The organism is Sporosarcina sp. E16_8 (assembly GCF_017347095.1).
GTDB lineage: Bacteria > Bacillota > Bacilli > Bacillales_A > Planococcaceae > Sporosarcina.
The window spans coordinates 21,636-40,726 of sequence record NZ_JADPRZ010000033.1 but is presented as its reverse complement, the minus strand read 5'-3'; the positions used below and the strand labels follow the sequence as shown (position 1 = coordinate 40,726).

The 19,091-nt window shown below is 43.7% G+C and carries 19 protein-coding genes and 1 other annotated feature; of the genes, 15 read left to right on the top strand and 4 right to left on the bottom strand.

From position 1 onward, the window contains the following. Window positions 1–308 precede the first annotated feature (308 nt). Together I2484_RS15490 and I2484_RS15485 are read left to right on the top strand one after the other, a co-directional pair. Window positions 309–1,016 carry a TSUP family transporter gene (locus I2484_RS15490; protein WP_207151947.1) on the top strand — a complete coding sequence of 236 codons (708 nt, stop codon included), beginning with the start codon at window positions 309–311 and terminating at the stop codon, window positions 1,014–1,016. Window positions 1,017–1,047: 31 nt separating this feature from the next. After that, a complete protein-coding gene (locus I2484_RS15485; protein WP_207151946.1) occupies window positions 1,048–1,665 on the top strand; it encodes an NAD(P)-dependent oxidoreductase in 618 nt (205 codons plus the stop codon). Window positions 1,666–1,934: 269 nt separating this feature from the next. Here the strand turns inward: I2484_RS15485 and I2484_RS15480 are convergent, their stop codons facing one another. Then, complete coding sequence (locus I2484_RS15480; RefSeq protein ID WP_481886415.1) at window positions 1,935–2,312, bottom strand: VOC family protein; 378 nt, start codon at window positions 2,310–2,312, stop codon at window positions 1,935–1,937. Window positions 2,313–2,388: 76 nt separating this feature from the next. Between I2484_RS15480 and I2484_RS21595 the strand changes: the two genes are divergently transcribed. Both I2484_RS21595 and I2484_RS15475 read left to right on the top strand, forming a co-directional pair. Further along, entirely contained in the window at window positions 2,389–2,580 is a 192-nt protein-coding gene (locus tag I2484_RS21595) for a hypothetical protein (RefSeq protein ID WP_255551491.1), read from the top strand. Further along, window positions 2,574–3,071 (top strand): GNAT family N-acetyltransferase, encoded by a 498-nt coding sequence (locus tag I2484_RS15475; RefSeq protein ID WP_255551490.1) that lies wholly within the window; start codon window positions 2,574–2,576, stop codon window positions 3,069–3,071. The genes I2484_RS21595 and I2484_RS15475 overlap by 7 nt, the downstream gene beginning before the upstream one ends. A 71-nt stretch (window positions 3,072–3,142) precedes the next feature. Here I2484_RS15475 and mgtE read toward each other — a convergent pair whose 3' ends face one another. Then, window positions 3,143–4,501, bottom strand: coding sequence for a magnesium transporter (gene mgtE, locus I2484_RS15470; protein ID WP_207151945.1), 1,359 nt, complete (start codon window positions 4,499–4,501; stop codon window positions 3,143–3,145). Between the two features lie 155 nt (window positions 4,502–4,656). Between mgtE and dacB the strand changes: the two genes are divergently transcribed. The 4 genes from dacB (at window position 4,657) to I2484_RS15450 (ending at window position 8,636) form a co-directional block, all read left to right on the top strand. Next, complete coding sequence (gene dacB, locus I2484_RS15465; RefSeq protein ID WP_255551489.1) at window positions 4,657–6,216, top strand: D-alanyl-D-alanine carboxypeptidase/D-alanyl-D-alanine endopeptidase; 1,560 nt, start codon at window positions 4,657–4,659, stop codon at window positions 6,214–6,216. Window positions 6,217–6,361: 145 nt separating this feature from the next. Continuing rightward, window positions 6,362–7,189, top strand: coding sequence for a transporter substrate-binding domain-containing protein (locus I2484_RS15460; protein ID WP_207151944.1), 828 nt, complete (start codon window positions 6,362–6,364; stop codon window positions 7,187–7,189). A gap of 40 nt (window positions 7,190–7,229) precedes the next feature. Next, window positions 7,230–7,898: an ABC transporter permease subunit gene (locus I2484_RS15455; protein ID WP_207151943.1), complete on the top strand. Its 669-nt coding sequence runs from the start codon at window positions 7,230–7,232 to the stop codon at window positions 7,896–7,898. Window positions 7,899–7,910: 12 nt separating this feature from the next. Next, on the top strand, window positions 7,911–8,636 hold the full coding sequence (locus I2484_RS15450; protein ID WP_207151942.1) for an amino acid ABC transporter ATP-binding protein: 726 nt from the start codon (window positions 7,911–7,913) through the stop codon (window positions 8,634–8,636). Window positions 8,637–8,699: 63 nt separating this feature from the next. On the opposite strand, the gene rluF is transcribed toward I2484_RS15450, so the two are convergent. Then, window positions 8,700–9,404, bottom strand: a complete 705-nt coding sequence (gene rluF, locus I2484_RS15445; protein ID WP_207151941.1) for a 23S rRNA pseudouridine(2604) synthase RluF — start codon at window positions 9,402–9,404, stop codon at window positions 8,700–8,702. A gap of 511 nt (window positions 9,405–9,915) precedes the next feature. Continuing rightward, window positions 9,916–10,142: a binding site (T-box leader), on the top strand. A 67-nt stretch (window positions 10,143–10,209) separates the two neighbouring features. Between rluF and I2484_RS15440 the strand changes: the two genes are divergently transcribed. Genes I2484_RS15440 through trpA form a run of 6 tightly spaced genes read left to right on the top strand, consistent with a single transcriptional unit; the run spans window position 10,210 to window position 16,065 of the window. Then, window positions 10,210–11,583 (top strand): anthranilate synthase component I family protein, encoded by a 1,374-nt coding sequence (locus I2484_RS15440; protein ID WP_207151940.1) that lies wholly within the window; start codon window positions 10,210–10,212, stop codon window positions 11,581–11,583. 55 nt (window positions 11,584–11,638) lie between these two features. Then, entirely contained in the window at window positions 11,639–12,670 is a 1,032-nt protein-coding gene (gene trpD, locus I2484_RS15435) for an anthranilate phosphoribosyltransferase (protein ID WP_207151939.1), read from the top strand. Then, window positions 12,667–13,455 carry an indole-3-glycerol phosphate synthase TrpC gene (gene trpC / locus I2484_RS15430; protein ID WP_207151938.1) on the top strand — a complete coding sequence of 263 codons (789 nt, stop codon included), beginning with the start codon at window positions 12,667–12,669 and terminating at the stop codon, window positions 13,453–13,455. The genes trpD and trpC overlap by 4 nt, the downstream gene beginning before the upstream one ends. Continuing rightward, window positions 13,452–14,066 carry a phosphoribosylanthranilate isomerase gene (locus I2484_RS15425; RefSeq protein ID WP_207151937.1) on the top strand — a complete coding sequence of 205 codons (615 nt, stop codon included), beginning with the start codon at window positions 13,452–13,454 and terminating at the stop codon, window positions 14,064–14,066. Before trpC ends, I2484_RS15425 begins: the two co-directional genes overlap by 4 nt. Before the next feature lie 3 nt (window positions 14,067–14,069). Beyond that, a complete protein-coding gene (trpB, locus tag I2484_RS15420) occupies window positions 14,070–15,284 on the top strand; it encodes a tryptophan synthase subunit beta (protein WP_207151936.1) in 1,215 nt (404 codons plus the stop codon). Continuing rightward, entirely contained in the window at window positions 15,277–16,065 is a 789-nt protein-coding gene (trpA, locus tag I2484_RS15415) for a tryptophan synthase subunit alpha (RefSeq protein ID WP_207151935.1), read from the top strand. The genes trpB and trpA overlap by 8 nt, the downstream gene beginning before the upstream one ends. A gap of 855 nt (window positions 16,066–16,920) precedes the next feature. Here the strand turns inward: trpA and I2484_RS15410 are convergent. Next, entirely contained in the window at window positions 16,921–17,751 is an 831-nt protein-coding gene (locus I2484_RS15410) for an AAC(3) family N-acetyltransferase (RefSeq protein ID WP_207151934.1), read from the bottom strand. A gap of 118 nt (window positions 17,752–17,869) precedes the next feature. Here I2484_RS15410 and I2484_RS15405 point away from each other — a divergent pair, with 118 nt between their 5' ends. Further along, window positions 17,870–18,844, top strand: coding sequence for a DUF4003 family protein (locus tag I2484_RS15405; protein WP_207151933.1), 975 nt, complete (start codon window positions 17,870–17,872; stop codon window positions 18,842–18,844). Window positions 18,845–19,091 lie beyond the last annotated feature (247 nt).

Sequence of the window (19,091 nt, the reverse complement as noted above, 5' to 3'; positions counted from 1 at the left end):
GATCATATAGCGTGCGAACCGAGCATATAAGCAAGCCGACCGATCATATAGCGTGCGAACCGAGCATATAAGCAAGCTGACCGATCATATAGCATGCTAACCGAGCATATAAGCAAGCCGACCGATCATATAGCGTGCGAACCGAGCATATAAGCAAGCTGACCGATCATATAGCATGCTAACCGAGCATATAAGCAAGCCGACCGATCATATAGCGTGCGAACCGAGCATATAGCATGAGAGACCGAGCATAAATTGCGTTACAATTAGTCTGTTACACTTGAAATGAACTAGAAAGCGGTGTTAGGGTGACAACTTTCATATTTATTACGATTATACTTTTTGCGTCCATTTTACAGACAAGTACAGGATTTTGTTTTTCAATCATGGCGACACCTTTTCTACTCATGATTTTCAATCCGATGGAGGCCATTCAGATAAACATAGTTTTGTCGCTTGTTATTTCGAGTGCACTTATCGCCAAAATACGTAAAGATGTGGATACAGACCTATTAAAAAAGTTAATAATCGGGAGCTTATCTGGACTGCCAATTGGTATCATTTTGTTCATTTCGGCGGATATCAACAAATTGAAAACGGGCATAGGCATCGTTCTTCTTTTGCTAACACTGCTGCTTGTCCTGAACCTTCGCATTAAGAGAACTAAACGCGGGGACTTTTTTGTTGGCGGATTATCCGGTACATTGACGACAGGAATTGGCATGCCAGGTCCGCCGATTTTGCTCTACTTTGCAGGAACGGCTATGCAAAAAGAAACATTACGGGCAACGACACTCGCGTTTTATTTATTCATTTATTCCGTTAGTCTACTCATTCAAGTGCTTTTTGTTGGCACAAATAAAGGTATCTGGACCTCAATCGGAATGGCACTGCCGCTTGTATTTACTGGAATGTACCTGGGACAACTGCTGTTCCGTCATATCAGTCAAAAGACCTTTCGGATCTTCACATACGGTATTTTGCTATTTACGGGCGTTTATTTATTAATAAAATGAGGAAGTAATTTATAGAATGGAGATGTTTCTTATGAAAATCGCATTGTTTGGGGCAACAGGGCGCGTGGGTGGGGAAGTCCTAAATTTAGCATTAGCAGAAGGGCATGAAGTGACGGTACTTGTCCGTTCACCTGAGAAATTGGCACCACATGACAGGTTAACAATTATCCGAGGTGATGTCCGTGATGTTGTAGCAGTTTCGCATGCTGTTGCTGGAATGGAAGTTGTATTTAGTTCGCTAGGTACAGACAAGACGACAACGTTGACAGAGGCAGTCCCTCATATGATAAGAGCGATGGAGGATACAGGAATTAATCGGCTTGTCACAATTGGGACAGCAGGCATCTTGCAAAGTAAGATTGATCCCGAAAAACTGCGTTATGAAGCTGGAGATACAAATCGCCGACTAACTTTTGCAGCGGAGGAGCACCATAAAGTATATGGCATGCTGCGTCAATCGGGGCTTGAGTGGACAATTGTATGCCCTACTTATTTACCGGATGGTGTTGCAGTTGGTGACTACAGAACTGAGCGCGATTTGTTGCCAGAGGACGGTAAACAAATATCCGTTGGTGACACAGCTGCTTTTGCTTACGGTGAACTACTGCAAGGTGATAATATCGGTTTTCGTGTTGGAATTTCATATTAGTACACAGAGTAGTACTGTCGTTGACGGTGTTATTTTTGTTAGGAAACTATTTGAGAGAAATTTCAGCATTGGCAGGGGCATTAACCCCTTTAGCTGAAGACTTGCTAGAGCAAATCGAATTCTTTAAAGTTTGATTGATTAAAGAAAGGTTGCACCATCAGTTTTTCATAACTGACAGGGCAACCCTTTTTTATGGATAAAGAATGGCGACCAATCATAAAGTCATCCAAATCGATGTTTTGTTTCACGTGTAACACCTATAATCCGAATTAAACCTCCACTTCGTTCGTTAGTGCATGTGTATTGCCTTCCGTGTCATTGAAAAATACCATCCACGTTTCTGTGGAGATCATCTTTGCGACGGCATGCGGTTTATCGATAAATGAGACTCCTTTTTCTTTCATCTGATTATAGCTTGTTGTGATGTCGTCTACTTGAAAATAAAGGACGGAACTCGCGTTTGTGAACTGTTCTTTTTCGGGAAGACTAAGCATAAGACGGACACCGTCGCAGTCGAAGAAAGCCATTGTATCTGTGTTGAATAAAAGTGGTAATTCAAGTATGTCTTTGTAAAACGAAATAGCTCGATCAATATCTCTTACAGGAACCCCAATTTGGCCAATACTTTTTAAATTTATCACGGTAATAATCACCCTATTCAGTCAATAGTCTACTTAAGTATAGCATGCCAGTCTTAATCCGACGAAGCGGAGGGACAAGAAGATGGATATTCTCTTTAGTGGTCTGTTGAAAGATAATCACCCATTTTATATTCGACGACTGCATCTGAAAGACCTTGATGAAATTATACGTGTGCAGAAAGAAGTGGTCTATGTACTCGATAATCCAAGTTCGTTATCTATATTATCGCAAAAGAGTACGAATATATTTTGGCTGGCGGCGGTAAGATGGTAGTGGTGTTTGCGGATGGAAGACTCGTCGCTTTCCGTGCGTTACTTGTCCCAGGAGCTGATGAAGAGCATCTCGGTTCCGATGTCGGGCTTGACTTGACGGAATTGGGTTCTGTTGTTTATCAGGAGATATCGACTGTTTCTCCACGCTATCGTGGCTACCGTCTGCAAAAGATTATGGCAGACATGCTAATGGAGCAGTTGAAAGTGGCAGACTATAAGTACGTCTGCGCAACGGTTGCTCCGTTCAACATCGCAAGTCTCAAGGACAAGTTCTCACAACAGATGGAAATTGCCGCGCTGAAAAAGAAATACGGTGGAGTGTTACGTTATGTTTTTATGAAACATCTTCATAAAGAGGGGGTCGAATGGCAAGTGGAGCAATTCATTCCGATGCAAGATACAAAAGCTCAGCAAAAATTGCTTGAAGAAGGATGGCGAGGGACTGGAATTTCAGGAAGTCCGGATGGATGGCTTGTTCGGTATTGTAAATAATTCATCCACTTTCGTGACTAGTAGAAAAGGAACGACTTTACCCAATTGAGTAAAGTCGCTTCCTCTTTGATTCACATCAATTTTGAAATGAACATTGTCGCGATTCCGAAATAAATTAAAAGCGACAATATATCGTTGATGGTGGTAATAAGCGGGCCCGATGCAACTGCGGGATCCACATTGAATTTGTGCAAAACGAGCGGGATGATTGTACCCGCCAACGTTCCGATAATAAGTGTGATAAGTAAAGAGGCGCCAACGACGAGTCCGAGCACAAAACTACCTTGCCAAATATAAGCAATAACTGAAATGACGATGGAACAGACAATACCGATAATAATCCCGACTAACAGCTCCCGAAAAATAAGTTTCAGCATTTTTTTCGTATCAAGATCCTCGGATACGAGACCGCGGACAACGACGGCAAGTGATTGTGTTCCAGTATTGCCGGTCATTCCGGCAATCATAGGCATGAAGAAGGCGAGCGCGACAACGGCTTCAAGCGTCGCTTCGAAACGGGATATGATACTTCCAGAAACAAGTCCGATGAACAGCAGTAAAATTAGCCATGGCAAACGTCTTCTGGCGGCAACTAACGGCTTCGTTCTGAAGTCAATCGCTTTCCCGGAGGCCAGTAGCATTTCAATATCTTCATTCGCTTCTCGGACGACAATATCAAGGACGTCATCCACAGTGATGATACCGAGCAGAACACCTTCGTCATCAGTGACAGGCAGTGAAACGAAATCGTAACGGGCAATAATCTTGGCGACTTCTTCCTGCTTTGTTAGCACACTCACTTTGACAACGTTCCGTGACATGACGTTTTCTATCTCATCACCTGGTTCCGCAAGTAACAGATCGCGGTAAGAGACAACTCCGATAAGCTTTTTATCATCGTCAAGGACATACAGGTAGTTCAGATACTCCGCAAGTGCAGCGTAACTCTTTAGTTTCTTTACTGCCCGCTCGACAGAATATGATTTATGGATCCACACGAAGCGGTTCGTCATCGCTCTACCGGCCGTTTTTGGTGGATAATTCATGATTTTCCGAATGATATCCATTTCTTCTTGTTTCATTTCGGCAATTAATGCATCTGCCTCTTTTTGGGGAAGTCCCGATAACAGGAAAGCAAGGTCATCATTTTTCATAAGATCTACTATATCCGTAGAACGGGAAGGACCGATTGTTCGCAAAGCACGGAGCTGATCATCCTGTGATAAATGACGTAATAACCCGGTTAATTCATCCAATGTAAGGAATTCTAAAAATAATGGACCATGTTTCACTGGTAAGTTTTTATACTGATTTGCAATATCGAAAGGTTTCAATTCCTTCATGATTTCATGGAATGTATCTCTTTTTCCTTCTTTTAATATATGGATGATCGCAGTTGCGATTCCATTCTCAGGGTCTTTATGAACCAAAATATACACCTCTCTTAAAAAATGGTGAGAGATGGATCAGTGTGCTTCCGTTTCTCTCTCTATAGCTTTATCCCCTATTATATTGATTGGAAAACCGTTTTTGTTTGTTTATTATAAGGAATAATTTACTTAACTGGTTGGGAGGCGAAGGTCGATTGAAAAAGAGTCAACTATTGAAATTAATAAGCGTACTACTAGTGATTGCGACGATTGTCTTGCTGATAAACGGATTTAACGACAAGGATAACCATACCACCGCTCCAGACAATACGACAGTCTCCGTTGTTAAAGTGGACGAAGTAGTTGGTAAACCGGATGAACCGCATAAACCGCGTGAATTTCATGACATTGACGAAATTCTGAAAGATCCAAGATTGCAAGGCGCGACGACTGCGGTAAGTATTCGCGAGGCATCCACCGGCGAAGTTGTCTATTCCCATCTAGGTGATACACGGGTCCACCCTGCATCCGTCATGAAATTACTGACTGGTGCTGCGGCACTTGAAACAATTGGACAAGAGCATATGTTTAAGACTGACTTGTATATGGATGGGCGAATAGAGAGCGGCGTGCTGCACGGCAATCTCTATTTAAAAGGAAGAGGCGACCCGACACTAACGAAGAACGACCTGAAGGCATTCGTATCCGTATTAAAAGCGAAGGGGATCAGCTCCATCGCAGGAAACGTTTACGGGGATGATACTTGGTACGATGACATTAGGCTTTCCCAAGATCTAAACTGGTCTGATGAACCCTACTATACAGGTTCGCAGGTGTCCGCACTGACGCTATCGCCAAATGACGACTATGATGCAGGAACGGTCATCGTCGAAGTGAATCCGGCCAGGAAATCAGGACAGGCGGGACAAGTCGCCATGGTGCCAGCAAATAGCTACCTGACAATCGTCAACAAGACTCAAACGGTAGCTAAAAAAGGCACCAAAAGTATTACGGTTGAAAGGCAACACGGTACAAATACTGTTATCGTTTCCGGGACGATTCCAGAAGGCTCAAAAAAAACACGCACTTGGGCATCGGTCTGGGAACCGACGAACTACACCATTAGCATATTTAAAAAAACAATTGAAGAACTAGGTATTACGTTCTCGACGGCTACGAAAATTGAGCGCAAAAAAGTGGCAAAAGGGGCCACTTTACTGACGTCAAAAAATTCAATGCCACTAAATGAATTGTTTATTCCCTTCATGAAATTAAGTAATAACGGACATGCCGAAGTACTAGTCAAAGAGATGGGGCGTACTATAGGTGGTGAGGGCAGTTGGGATAAGGGGCTTTCAGTCGTAGAAGCAACTCTCGCTACTCTGGGACTTGATACCAAGAACATGTTGTTGCGCGATGGGTCAGGCATGTCCCATAAAAATCTCGTAACAGCGAATGAAGTGACAAAACTGCTCTACACAGCACAGACAAAACCATGGTATCCAGCATTTTTGAAGGCACTTCCTGTAGCGGGAAATGAAGAACGGTTTGTTGGAGGAACATTGCGCAATCGTATGAAAGGGACAGCGGCAGCAGGCAACGTACAAGCGAAAACGGGTGCATTGAACGGAGTCACCGCATTGTCGGGCTACGTTACAACAAAAGATGGAGAAATGCTTACTTTTTCTATTATGATTAATAACTATTTGAATGACACGACGCCTGAAATACTAGACAGAATCGCTATTACACTTGCAAATTACCAATCAAAGTGAATCACTTTCCATTACACCTAATATGCAATGAAGTTCAAATCCATTGAATATTTATGTTTAGTAGAAAATGAATAGGGAACGAGATAGAGAGTAAGGTAAAAACCGGAAAAACATCCGGGATGATAAAAAGGGGAGAAGTTTTACTATGGGGAAGTTAAAATCATTATTTCTATTGCTGACTGTTTCGGTGCTAGTATTATCGGCATGCGCGACTAAGAAGGATGCCAAAGATGAAAAAAGTGACGGCGACGAAAGTTATGAACTTATGAAAAAGGGGAGTCTAACTTTTGCTGCAAGTGGTGTTTATAAGCCGTTTAACTTTGAAGAAAAAGGGAAGTTAACTGGTTTTGATATAGAAATTGGTGAGGCAATTGCTGATAAGATGGGGCTAAAGGCGAACCCAGTGACAAATCCTTTCGAAACAATCATGCAGGGGCTAATCGGTAAAAAGTACGATGCAATCATCGGATCGATGGCTTATACAAAAGAGCGCGCAAAGCAGGTGAGTTTTACTGAACCTTACTATTACTCAGGCGGAATGATTTTTGTATCCGAAGATAATGTGGATATTAAGTCTGAGGATGATTTGAAAGGGAAAAAGATCGGCGTCGTGGCCCAATCTACATATGAAAAACCTGCACAAACCCTTTCGGACGATATCCAGTATTATAGCAGTGATGTTGTTGCACTAAAAGATTTGACTATAAAAGGCCGTCTCGATGCGGTTATCACGGCCGATATTGTTGGCTATGAAGCAATTGACAATGATTTTAAAATTAAAGAAGTTGGAAAGCCACTTTGGGTAGAGCAGCCTTCCATCGCTGTACGACCTGACAATGATGCATTAAGGGAAGCCATTGATAAAGCGCTGAAAGAAATAATTGAAGATGGCACGTATGATGAAATTTCTAAGAAATGGTTTGACCGAAATCTACTAGACCTCGATCTGGAAGGTGTGGAGCTTTTAGAATGAATGACTCCACAGACTTGACTACGGAAAGAGGGTATAACTAGTGCCAGAGATATTTACAACACTTTATGAGGTATTCATACGAACGTACCCAGGATTTTTAAAAGCTGCACTTATCACGTTGGAAATTACAGCAATTGCACTCGTGTTAGGTACTGCACTAGGTATAGTTTTTGCATTAATGAAGATATCCAAATCAAAAATTTTACAGACAATCGCAAACCTGTATATTACTTTAATCCGTGGGACTCCGCTGATTGTCCAAATTATGTTTTTATATTATGGAATTACGAATATCGTCGTCCTCTCGAATTTCTGGGCAGGTGCAATTGCGCTGGGTATTCATAATGGTGCTTATATTGCGGAAATTTTCCGGGGCGCCATACAGGGAATCGATCGTGGGCAAGAAGAAGCAAGTCTTGCAGTTGGCATGAACCGTCGGCAAGCAATGCGAAGAATTATTTTTCCACAAGCGCTTCGCCGTGCGATTCCGCCACTTGGAAACCAGTTCATAATTACCATGAAAGATTCATCACTTGTGTACGTTATTGGTGTTTCGGAAATGTTCGGGCTGGCAAACAGGGAAGCGGCAGCCTCATTCCAGCCATTCGAAACATTCCTAGTCGTTGGGATGTATTATCTCGTACTTGTACTAATCTTCTCCGCGTTACTGAAATGGTATGAGAAAAAGCTGGATGTTGACAGTATATGAGGAGGAAATTAAATGATTAAAACAAAAAACCTTCACAAGTCATTCGGCGATCTTGAAGTGCTGAAAGGAATCGACCTAGACGTGGAAACCGGGGAAGTTGTTGTGCTAATTGGTGTTAGTGGCTCGGGTAAAAGTACCTTGCTTCGCTGTCTGAACTTCCTTGAAATGCCGAATGAAGGTGAAATTACAATTGATGGACGACAAGTTGATCTGAAGAAAGATGACTTGTCGAATGTGCGTGCCGAAGTAGGCATGGTGTTCCAGCATTTTAACCTTTTCCCACATAAGACAGTACTTGAAAACGTCACGGAGGCACCAATAATTGTCAAGAAGATGAAGAAGGAACGTGCAGAGAAAGAGGCGCGTGTTATCTTGGAGAAAGTCGGCTTATCTGATAAAGCAGACGTATATCCAGGCAAACTATCAGGTGGTCAAAAACAGCGTGTCGCCATTGCACGGGCCCTTGCAATGGAACCCAAAGCGCTCTTGTTCGACGAACCGACATCAGCGCTTGATCCGGAACTTGTCGGAGAAGTACTTCAAGTAATGCAGGATCTCGCCAATGAAGGCATGACGATGGTCGTAGTTACCCATGAAATGAAGTTTGCAAAAGAAGTAGCAGACCGAATTGTTATGCTGGACGAAGGCTGTATCATTGAAAATGCAGACCCGCATACATTTTTCAATCACTCGACCAACGAACGGACGCGACAATTTTTAGAGATGGTTGACGTATAAGGTAGTTAATATAAAAAGATATCCCACACCAAAGTTTAGTAGGTGTGGGATATCTTTTTTATATTAACGTTTCGGTTCATAATTCAACATCTTGAACATTTCCGACAGTTCATCCTCAGTCAAGTCACGCCATTTCCCATTCGGCAAATCGCCGAGATGGATATTCATAATACGCGTTCGTTGCAATTTCCGTACATTGTAACCAAGTGCGGAACACATACGGCGGATTTGGCGGTTCAGACCTTGCGTCAATGTCAAGTTGAATTTCCGTGGTCCGAGCTGTTTTATTTTGCATGGTTTTGTCACTGTATCTAAAATCGGGACGCCAGACTCCATTTGTCTGATGAATTCCTTGGTGATCGGTTGATCGACAGTGACGATATATTCTTTTTCGTGGCCATTTTCTTCGCGCAAAATTTCATTGACGATATCGCCGTCATTTGTCAGAAGCAGAAGTCCATCTGAATCTTTGTCGAGCCGACCGATATGGAAAACCCGTAGAGGGTGATTGACGAAGTCGACAACATTTCCTTTAATATGGCGTTCTGTCGTGCTGGTAATACCAACAGGTTTGTTGAGCATAAGATAGACGAGTTGCTCTTCTGTCTTCACCAGTTTTCCATCAGCGTGGACTTCGTCGCCATCTTCGACTTTACTGCCGAGTTCGGCAAGCTGCCCGTTAATTGTAATACGTCCATCTTCTATCCATTTATCCGCGCCGCGGCGTGAAACAATTCCTGCTTCGCTTAAATATTTATTGATTCTCATGTATGTCATCCTATCTAGAAAGTTCTTTCCTCTATTGTAGCGCGTCTATGGGAAATGTTCAAAACCGTGGAGTTGCAGTTAGAAGTTCGGAGTTGCAGTTAGAAGTTCGGAGTTGCAGTTAGAAGTTCGGAGTTGCAGTTAGAAGTTCGGAGTTGTAGTTAGAAGTTTGGAGTTGCAATTAGAAGTTTGGAGTTGCAGTTAGACGTTCGGAGTTGCAGTTAAAAGTTCGGAGTTGCAGTTAGAATTTCGGAGTTGCAGTTAGAATTTCGGAGTTGCAGTTAAAAGTTCGGAGTTGCAGTTAAAAGTTCAAAGTTCAAAGTTGCAATTAAAACCAAGAAGTTGCAATCACGCAAAAAAAGACGCCTCAATTTTAAGTCAGGTGCGAATGAAACAGAAAAGATTGACAACTAACTAGACTTGTAATACGATGGGAATAACATTTTTAAAGAGACGGGCAGAAGGTACCGAGAGCGGTACCGCCCACGACAGACGAGTTGAGAAGAGCATAGCTGAGAAATTGATGAATAAGAAGAGTAGCACAGGAGCGCGATTATAGAGAGTCAGTGGGTGGTGGAAACTGATTCGCGGCCGGTGTGAATGGACTTATGAGAGTCTACTTGAATCGTTTTTCAAGTAGGACGTGAGATCCCACGTTACGGGATGTGTCTTTTAGACACGCTAAGTGGAAGCAGTAATGCTTCAATTAGAGGTGGCAACGCGGTAAATTCCGTCCTCTGCAATCGGACTAATCTGTCCTTTTGCAGGGGACTTTTTTTATACCAAAAAAGAGGAGAGCTGAGCAGAGATGAGTAGAGAACAGACGAGTTTACGGACGACAATGAAGAAGTTAAATGGGGATTCATTAACTCCTATATTGATATTCAGAAGAATGCAGGGCAAAAGAAAGTTTTTACTAGAAAGTTCTTCGAAGCGCGAGGGATCTGGGCGCTACTCCTTCCTTGGGATGGATCCACTGAAATCGTACAGCGGACGCGAAGGAAAACTTGAAGAACATGTTTATGCTACGGGCAAGAAATATGTACACGAGGGTGATTTGTTTGTGCTGTTGAAACGATTGATGCCTCGAATTACGGACGATATCGATTTTCCATTCACAGGTGGAGCAGTCGGTTACGTGGGATATGGGGCAGGTTCTGACAGTGTGACGCGTTCCCATGACGATATGGGATTCCCAGATGTTAATTTCAATATTTACGAAACCATTATTGTTTTTGACCATGTGTTGAATGAAGTGACGTTGTTGCATACAGAAATTAATCCAGAACAAAGCGCTCCTGACTTGGATGCACTGGAAGAAAGTATGTTGTCGGGACCGGAAAAAGAAGAGTCGGCTTTTGTAATATCGGATTATAGCTGTTCTGTCACACAACAGCAATTTGAAGAGTTGGTACGCGTTGCAAAAGGGTATATCGAGCAAGGTGAAGTCGAGCAAGTCGTACTGTCTAGACGTTTAGTAGCGGACTTTAACGGCGATCCGTTTTCATTATACCGAAAGCTAAGAAAGCGTAATCCTTCACCTTATATGTACTATATGGAATTCGATGATCATGTCGTTTTAGGTACGTCCCCAGAAAGTATTGTAAGTGTATCGAATGGCAAAGTGATGACGAATCCAATTGCAGGAACACGCCGACGTGGTGTAGATAAAGCAGAAGATCTAGCACTTGAAAAAGAGTTGTTGGCAGATCCAAAAGAACTTTCGGAACACGATATGCTTGTCGAGCTTGGACGGAAAGATTTGCAGAAAGTATGCCTTCCAGATTCGGTGCACGTCACAAGTTATATGGAAGTCGTCCGTTACGAGCATGTGATGCATATTGTATCGGAAGCAGAGGGGATATTGTCGCCAGTGCTACATTCATTGGACGCGTTAACGGCATGTCTTCCGGCGGGTACTGTAACAGGTACACCGAAAAAACGTGCAATGGAATTGATTGATGAATTGGAGAAAATGGACCGGGGTATTTACGGCGGGGCAATTGGTTACATCGGTTTCAACGGCAATATGGATTTTGCGCTGACGATTCGCACGATGGTTGTAAAAGGCGGAAAAGCATACGTCCAGGCAGGAGCAGGAATTGTGCAAGCGTCAGATCCGACAGCAGAATTCATGGAGACGGCCAATAAAGCCAAGTCCTTGTTGGAAGTCGTGAACTAAATCGATGATGAATTGATTGTGAGAAAGAGCTTAGCAGAGCAGAGGAGAGATTGAAATGAGAAGTTTTGTGAGAAGAGTAGAGTTGGGCGAGCATTTGATGTATGAAGAAATGGTGGAAGCTTCAAAGCTGATGTTTGCTGAACAAACGGAATCGCCAGACGTGGCTGATTTCCTTGTGGCATTGTCACGAAAAGGGGAAACGGCTCACGAGGTTGCGGCACTTGCTTCGGTTATGAAATCGTTTGCGCTTCGAGTAAATGTTCCACGGGAAACATTTATGGATAACTGCGGTACGGGCGGAGACGGCTCAAATACGTTCAATATTAGTACGGCATCCGCGTTCGTTTTGGCAGGTGCGGGCGCATCTATCGCTAAGCATGGCAATCGGAAAATATCAAGTGCCGCGGGAAGCTCCGATGTATTGGAAGCACTCGGCATTCATACGAATTTCAGCTTAGATGAAACAATTGAACTTCTTAAGCAGGAAGGGATCACCTTCTTATATGCACCGAACGTCCATCCGAAAATGAAGCGAATTGGTGCTATCCGGCAGCAAATTGGTAAGCCAACCATCTTCAATCTCGTAGGGCCTCTGACAAATCCAATCCCATTGAAAACACAGTTCACGGGTATTAACAGGCCGAACTTCACGATGGAATATGCATCCGTATTGCGCATGCTTGGCAGAGAGCGGGCAATTGTCGTATCGGGATCGGGTGGAATGGACGAAGCCTCACTTGCGGGGCAAAATACATTTGTGCTTCTTGATAAAGGTGATTTAATCCCGTTTTCACTGACAGCAGATGACGTGGGCCTTACCTCGGCACCGATTTCAGCTATACGTGGGGGCGACGCGAAGGAAAATGCAGCAACCATTCGTGCGATTTTCAATGGACGACGCGGTCCTCATTTCGATACAGTTGTTTTCAATGCAGGCATCGGATTATTTGCAAATGGGCAAGCAGGGACGATCCAAGAAGGTGTCAAACAGGCGACAGATAGTATTTTGTCTGGAAAAGCGTTGCAAAAGCTAGATGCAGTCGTGGCATTCAGTACTAAAATTGTTGCAAAGGCGGTGGCGAAATGACGATTTTGGATGAAATATTACACGTGAAACGGCGTGAAGTGCTGAATATGTTGGCGGAGCAGGATGTGTTACAAGAAACCCGTCCGTCGCGTCCTTCTTTATTCAAAAAGTTATATAAAACAGAGCATTTGCAAGTCATAGCAGAGATGAAGCGTGCATCTCCTTCGAAAGGACTTATCGCGGAAGGTGCAGACCCTGTTGCACAAGCGATTTCTTACTACAACGCAGGCGCAGCGTGCATTTCAGTATTGACGGATAATCACTTTTTCAAGGGCTCTTTCAAGGACCTGGCGGCTGTCGCGGACAATGTTCCAATTCCGTTGCTATGTAAGGAATTTATCATCCATACCGTACAGATTGACCGTGCGAAAAATGCTGGTGCATCTGTCATTCTACTAATTGTTGCCGCTCTCACTGATGACGAACTCAGTAATCTCCATGCCTATGCGTTGGCATCCGGACTGGAAGTACTGGTTGAAGTACATGATGAGGCGGAGCTGAAACGTGCAATCGCCATCAACGCAAAACTGATAGGTGTAAATAATCGTGATCTCCGCACATTTAAAGTCGATTTAAAGAGAACAGAAGAGATTGCAGCCCTGTTTCCATTTGATGAAGAACGTGTCCTCATCAGCGAAAGTGGTATCTGGGAATCGGAAGATGCGTTATTCGTAGCGGATGCTGGTGCGAGTGCTGTCCTCGTTGGCGAATCATTGATGCGCAGTGGTGCAGTCGCTAGAGCTCTCCAATCGCTGCAAGTTGCATTACCGAGGGTAGTCCGATGACGAAGGTGAAAATTTGTGGATTAATGGAACCACAACACGTGAAAACAGCAGTCGAAGCTGGAGTGGATGCAATCGGCTTTGTCTTTGCTCCAAGCAGGCGGCAAGTGACAATCGCCGAAGCACAAGAGTTAGCGAGGGATATTCCACCTGGCGTACTGAAAATCGGCGTATTTGTAGATGCATCACAGGATGAAATTGAGCAAACTTTCCGGGAAGTACCGCTAGACTTTGTTCAATTTCATGGTGATGAAAGTTCAGATTTCATCAAAAAAGTCGGACTTCCTTCTATTAAAGTGTTATCAGTTTACAGCGATGAAGATGCAAAGCGATCCGCACGCTATGAAACAGACTACTTTTTGTTCGATACACCTGGAACGGACTTTAAAGGTGGTAGCGGAATGACCTTCGATTGGCAACTAATGAAAGACGTTGGTGTACAATCGGACAAAGTCATTCTGGCGGGCGGACTGAACGCGGATAATGTTGCACAAGCAATCAGGACGGTACATCCATATATGGTGGACGTTTCAAGCGGAGTAGAAAGTATGGGAAGAAAAGATGACAATTTGATTCGCGCATTCATTAAGGCAGTCAAAGATGAGGAGAGATAAGCGATGGTAAAAGAATTGAATGTAACTCAAACGATGCGGGCAGGGCGATATGGAAGATTTGGCGGACAGTTTGTTCCTGAAACATTAATGACAGCACTTATCGAACTAGAGGCTGCTTATGATGATGCGATTGCCGATCCCATTTTCACAGATGAAGTAAGTTATTACTTAAAGGATTTTGTCGGACGCGAGACACCGCTGTACTTTGCGGAAAGACTTACAAAAGAAGCGGGCGGAGCGAAGATTTATCTTAAACGGGAAGATTTAAACCATACGGGCGCCCATAAAATTAATAATACAGTCGGCCAGGCACTCCTTGCGATGCGTATGGGTAAAAAGAAAATTGTTGCGGAAACCGGAGCAGGTCAGCACGGCGTAGCAACGGCAACAGTATGCGCTTTATTTAATCTTGAATGCGTTATTTATATGGGGAAAGAAGATATTCGCAGACAGGAATTGAATGTTTTCCGCATGGAGTTACTTGGAGCCAAAGTAGTTTCGGTTAATAAAGGATCAGGTACACTGAAAGATGCCGTGAATGAGGCGCTACGCTATTGGGTGGCGAACGTGGAAGACACGCACTACATATTAGGTTCAGCTCTCGGTCCGCATCCGTTCCCGAGAATTGTCCGTGATTTCCAACGTGTTATCGGTGTGGAAACGAGACGACAAATTGTGGAGAAAGAAGGGCGTCTGCCAGATGCAATTGTTGCGTGCATCGGGGGCGGGAGCAATGCGATCGGCATGTTCCATCCATTTATTGACGATGAAGACGTTGGTTTGTACGGCGTTGAAGCGGCGGGAAGTGGCATTGAAACGGGACTCCATGCGGCTGCAATTGCAGATGGTAAAGAAGGCGTTCTGCACGGGGCATATATGTATGTGTTGCAAGATAATGATGGATTTATCCAGGAAGCGCACTCCATTTCAGCAGGTCTTGATTATCCTGCCGTCGGTCCGGAACATAGCCATTTGCATGACATCGGGCGCGTTACGTATACATCTGTAACGGATGCAGGTGCATTGCAAGGATTGCAGTTATTGGCAAAAGTAGAAGGAATCATCCCCGCACTTGAAAGTGCCCATGCGGTTCACTATGCAGTCGAACTGGCGGGTACGATGGGTGAGGAAGAAATTCTCGTTATTTGCCTTTCAGGACGTGGCGATAAAGATGTCCAAACGGTCCGCGATGCTTTAGGAGGTGGATTGAATGACTAAGCAAGACTTAACTAACGCAATTACGGATTGTGTAGCCCGGGGTGATAAAGCGTTTGTGCCCTATATAATGGCGGGCGACGGCGGGCTTGAAACGATAAAGAACACTATTTTATTTCTCCAACAAACAGGCGTGACCGCAATCGAACTGGGCATTCCATTTTCAGATCCGGTGGCAGACGGTCCAGTGATAGAAGAGGCGGGAGAACGGGCACTCGCTAAAGGAATAACCCTTCGTAAGGTAGTGAAGGAACTTGCTTCGTTTAAGAATGAAGTTACCGTTCCGCTTGTAATTATGACTTATTTGAATCCGATTTTAAGCTATGGCATTGATCAATTTGCGAAGGATTGTCAGGACAGTGGAATCAGCGGGCTGATTGTGCCTGACTTGCCACACGAAGAAAGTGGGCTATTGCAGAATTCCCTTGAAAAATCCGAAATTGCACTCATTCCACTGGTCTCGCTAACGAGCCCACCAGAACGGATTAAGAAAATAACAGCTGCAGCTGAAGGCTTTGTGTACGCAGTGACGGTAAATGGTATTACAGGGGTGCGGGATGGATTTGGCGATGATCTTGCTGCCCATTTGGAGCAATTGAAAGCGGTAAGTCCTGTCCCCGTGCTAGCTGGGTTTGGTATTTCAACACCTGAACAGGTCCAGTCAATTGGTGCCCTTGCAGACGGAGTCATTGTAGGCAGTGCGATTGTTGCTGCTTTTCACCGCAATGATTTAATGACGGTGGAGGAGCTTGTGAAAGCGTCGAAGAAAGAAATATATAGTTAAAAAACACGTCTGTTGATTAACCAAAATTAACCAGCAAATAACTTGATTACGCACTGGGTGCTACGTGTATAGTTGCATTTGGATTGCTTTGGATTGCTTTGGATTGAACGACTACTATACCGTTATCGAGATGTCTGGATGTGTAGGGATACGACTTTGTCGCATCCCTACACATCTTTTCGGTAATCGTATGGTGGACCTTCATCCGCCCTGCTCCAAATGCATAAGTACACGTAGTGCTGATGCTTTTTGGGACGAAAGAATAGCTGGCTGCTTAACTGGAGAAAAGCCGCCAAAGATGCAATTTTGGCGGCTGATGCTTTCTATATGGGTTTTTCTTTTTTTATTAAAGAAGTGTCACTTTCTATAAGACATCACATGAATTAGATGCATAATCTTTACTAAAAGTAAGCAAGGAACACATTGTACAACGTGCAAGAGTGCCCGAAATTGCATCTTCGGGCGCTTACACTCTCCATAGAATGTCATCTACTCTATTCTTCCAAAACAACTGCATTTTTCACTTGAATAGTGTAGGAACGCGACAGGCAACTATTCACAACAGTATTACTGAAATGTTGTGGCTAGAAGTGACGGATTCGCTTCTAGCCACACTAGGATCCCTCAGTAAATCTGTCATGAATAGTTAGCCGTAAGCGGGCCGAAAATAGTCCAGTGAAAATGAAGGCCATCAAGCCCTTCTCGCCAGTATTTTACGCGAATAAATGGTTAATCAACAGACGTATTAAAAAAACGCCCTTCCTTGCATGAAATAGTGCGCGAGGAGGGGCGTTTCTTATACAGTTTCGTCGTTTTGTCGTATAGTTCTAGGATAGGGTCCTACAGTTTCTGCTTTTACTCAGCTACTACTTCCGACATCCTTTTTTCGGTTACCCATATAGTTCCAAAATCAATCAACGGTTTCATTGGAACGACTTTGCAAAGGGCTTGCCCTAACTTGCCGTCGAGAGCGATGCCTGGGTTCATTTTCTCGAATGCCATACCCAATTCAGGAAAAATATCCGAATCGACATCGGCCATATCAAAAGTAGCCCAAATTCGTTCGCCGCCTTGCATGATAGCTGCTCCTTGTGGGGAAACTGTACACTTAGGAGCCAAGTATTCGGATAAATGAAGGGCTGTACACGATTCATAACTGACGCCAATCATTATGACTTTCACATCCGCATTCAACATTTTCCCAAGTGGAGAACTAGGTCCGAATGAATCCTCAAGCAGGTGTTCACGCATCCACTCATCTGCGTGTAGTCCCCATGCTATAAACGAATGGGCGGGGTGAGGGCTTCGAATTGTTTTGGGGTGGCGGTGAAAGCATTCAGCAATTTTCCCCATCCCACGTAGATGGGTTAAGTTCGGATCGTAAGCGGGAATAGATTGACGTATAGGTTCATGCCATTCTTCCGGGACAGGGGGAAGCATCCAGTAAGACGGTTCTGAATTGTCGGCGGACTGTGCGGGCATGATAATTGTCCCGTTCGGCGTCACTGAATCCATTAGCGCTTCGACGACGGCTTGTTCGCCACCTGCAATCCACCCCATCGATTTGAGGGATGAATGGACAATGATGGTATCGCCAGATTTAACGCCAAGTGAGCCAAGTTGCTCTTTTAGCGTCTTTTTAGATTGGAATGAATGGGTATTAAGAATTGTTTCAAATTCGGTCATGTGGATCACTCAATTCTATAGATATTTTCGAAAAGCATAGCAAGCGGTAAAGGTTTTGCCAAGTTTTATGAAACCTTTCTTGCGGACAAGCGTACATATATAAAAGGAGATGTGTTCAATGGATGCGAATGTGATTAGACAGGAAGTCGAAACGACATATGAAAAAGTGAAGTCGTTGGCAGGTTGGACGGTGGATAAAAACGTCGTGCTGACAATTACATCGTATTATGTCACATCTGAAAGAGAATTTGACGCGCAAAGTTTGAGCCGAGTAATGGATGCACTGAAAAGTAAATCAAGTTGGCTTTCGCCGTTACGTGGCAATCTACTTCCGATGATAGCTGCATTCCTAGATCAGCCCGAAGCTGATATTGACAAAGAAGTGAATCGTTTATTTGCCAAGCAACAAGTCCTAAAAGGGATGGGCTTCCGTAATACGATCCATTCGTATTTGGCTGCGCTTCTGCTGACGAATGATACAGAGCTCTATGAAAATGAAGCTCGCCAAGCCAAAAAGCTATACGATGCGATTAAGAAGCAGCATTTCTTCCTGACGTCTGACGATGATTACGCGTATGCAGTATTGTTAGGGAAAAGAGGTGCTGATCCAATTGAGCACGCTAAGTCAATGCGTGCGTATTACGACGCACTACGAACAGAGGGATTCCGTTCGGGAAATGAACTACAATGGCTGTCACAAGTGATGACTTACATACAGATCAAGTTTGATCCAAGTCTCGTAACCAGGGCTGCTGAAGTACTAACTCATTTTAAACGCAATACGAAAGTACGGCCTGTGCATTACCCGATGATCGGATTTCTCACCGTATTTGGAATAGATGATATGGAATTGCAGAATATTGTCGAACTGACGCATTCATTGGAGGAATCCAAACCTTTTAAATGGAATCGTGAAATGGCGCTGTCTATCGCGATTGGGTATATTATGCATAAATTAACTGAAAGCGCAGAAGAGGCAAGTGTCAGCCTGGCAACGTCTGTAGAATTAATTATACAAGCGCAACAAGCGGTGATGGCTGCGACGATTGCTGCGATGGTTGCATCTACGTCGGCAAACTCGGCAAATAATTGATTGTGAGTCGCTTAATCACCATTCAGTTTCAATAGGACTTTCCGGCATGGGAAAAGTGGCCATCAGAAACTTGATTTTAAATCAATGTATCTTGTAAAGGAACTGATAGCACTTAAAATGATTATGATGAAAACGTCCTGTTAAATACATTGAAAAGATTTCATTCCAAATCGGGAATGGAATCTTTTTTGCATTTTATAAATAAAATATAAAAATAGTATTCTTGAAAAGCTAAAAGTATTTCGGT